At 73.2% G+C, this 2,181-nt stretch carries 1 protein-coding gene and 1 pseudogene; both read left to right on the top strand.

The window, feature by feature from the left end; all coding sequences use genetic code 11:
- Window positions 1-1,689, top strand: a pseudogene (locus ACFV5H_RS05345) (hypothetical protein); the annotation flags it as partial.
- Window positions 1,690-1,708: 19 nt separating this feature from the next.
- The gene (locus ACFV5H_RS05350; RefSeq protein ID WP_167744726.1) at window positions 1,709-2,179 is read left to right on the top strand and encodes a YbaB/EbfC family nucleoid-associated protein; all 471 of its coding nucleotides are present in this window, start codon (window positions 1,709-1,711) and stop codon (window positions 2,177-2,179) included.
- Window positions 2,180-2,181: the final 2 nt, after the last annotated feature.

Raw genomic sequence — 2,181 nt, forward strand, 5'->3', positions numbered from 1 at the left:
GCCGCGAAGGCGGAGGCCGAGAAGGAGAAGGCCGAGGCGAAGGCCGAGCAGGAACGCGAGAAGGCGGAAGCCAAGGCCGAGCAGGAAGCCGCCAAGGAGGAAGCCGCCAAGGAGAAGGCGGAGGCGAAGGCCGAGCAGGAACGCGAGAAGGCCGAGGCCAAGCAGGCGGCCGCCGAACAGCAGGCGTTCGTCCTCGCGCAGAACCAGAAGGCTCAGGACGAGGCGAAGAAGGAACGGGAGCGGGCCGCGGCCCAGGCCGAAGCCGACCGCGCCGAGGCCAAGGCCGAGCAGGAGGCCGCCAAGGAGGAAGCCGCCAAGGAGAAGGCCGAGGCGAAGGCCGAGCAGGAACGCGAGAAGGCCGAGGCCAAGGCCGAGCAGGAGGCCGCGAAGGCGGAGGCCGAGAAGGAGAAGGCCGAGGCGAAGGCCGAGCAGGAACGCGAGAAGGCGGAAGCCAAGGCCGAGCAGGAAGCCGCCAAGGCGGAGGCGAAGGCCGAGCAGGAGGCCGCGAAGGCGGAGGCCGACGCCGAGCGGGAAACCGCCAAGCAGGAACAGGCCGACGCGCAGGCCAAGGCGGAGGCCCAGCAGGAAGAGGCCCGCCGCGAGGCCCTGCAGGAGAGGCAGCAGGCCAGGCTGGACGCCGAGAACGCCAAGGCCGACGCGCAGGCCGACTACGAGCAGGAGAAGGCCGAGGCCCGCGCCGAGCGCGACGCCGCCCTCCAGGAGGCCGACCGCCAGGAGGCGGCGGCACGCCAGGAGTACGAGCAGGAGAAGGCCGAGGCCCAGGAACAGCGGGACCAGGCACGCCAGGACGCCGAACAGGAACGCGCCGAGGCACGCCAGGAGTACGAGCGTCAGATCGCCGCCGGCGCCGACGAGAACGAGGCCCGCGAGGAGTACGACCGGCGGATCGCGGAGATCGACGCCGCCGAACAGGCGGCCATCGACCGGGCGGACGCCGCCGAGGCCGACGCCAAGAGGGAGTACGACGAGGCGAAGGCCGACGTCCAGGCGGAACGCGAAGAGGCGCGCACCGAGGCCGAGCAGGCGCGCAAGGACGCCAAGGCCGAGTACGACCAGCGCATGGCCGACATCCAGGCCGAGTACGACCGGATCACCGCCGACGACAAGGACATCGACGAGCTGATCCGGCAGCGCATCGCCGACCTGCCCGAGCCCCCCGATCTCTCCGCCTACAACGGGGGCGGCTCCACGGGCTCGGCCGGCTCCGCGTACTCCTCCGTGTTCAACGACAACCTCTACAACCAGGACGACCTCGCCTCGGCGCTCGGGCGTCCGCAGAGCAGCGGCGCCCTGGCGGGCGCCTCCGCCGACGGCACCGGCACGGGATCGGGCTCGCCGGGGATGTACCCGCCGATGATGCGCGGCGCCGGCGGCGAGGCCGGCGGCAACAGCGGCGAGCGCACCAGGACCGTCATCGAGCCCACGGTCGGCCGCTCCGGCCGGACGACCGCCACGCAGACCGTCGACGACGAGGAGCACCGCGTCGTCCCCAGGTCCACGCAGACCAGCAGCAGCACGCCCTTCATGCCGCCCATGGGAGGCATGGGCGGGGCGGGGGAGAGGCCGCAGACGGAGAGCGGGGACAGGGAACGGACCACGTGGCTGGCCGAGGACGAGGACGTCTGGGGCACCGACGAGGGCGGCGCGCCGCAGGCCCTGGGGCGCTGAGGGGAAGGGGAGGAGCGGGATGAGTCAGCCGATGGAGGACCGAGTGGCCCAGGCGATGGCCCACCTCAAGGCGGCGGAGGCGGCCGCGGCCTCGGCGCGGGCCGAACTGGACACGGCGTCGGCCACCGCGCGTTCGGCGGACCGGTCGGTGCGGGTCTCCGTCGGCGCGAAGGGCGAGCTGACCAGCCTGGAGTTCCTCGACGGCAAGTACCGGACCATGGCCGCCGCCCAGCTCTCCGCGGCGGTGCTGGAGGCCGCGAACACGGCGCGGGCCGAGATGGCCCGCCGGGTCGTCGACCTGCTCGACCCGATCACCAGGATGACCGCGCGCGGCGCCGCCCCGGAGCGGATGGGCGTCGACTGGGAGGCCGTCTTCGGCTCGCTGATCGCCGAGACCTCCGTGGCGAAGGGGCCCACGGCGATGAGCAGGCTCCGCGACGAGATCGTCGAGGACGACGAGGACGACAAGGGACGGCAGGGGGGCGCGTAACC

It is taken from the genome of Streptomyces sp. NPDC059787, from assembly GCF_042732315.1.
Taxonomy (GTDB): domain Bacteria; phylum Actinomycetota; class Actinomycetes; order Streptomycetales; family Streptomycetaceae; genus Streptomyces; species Streptomyces atrovirens.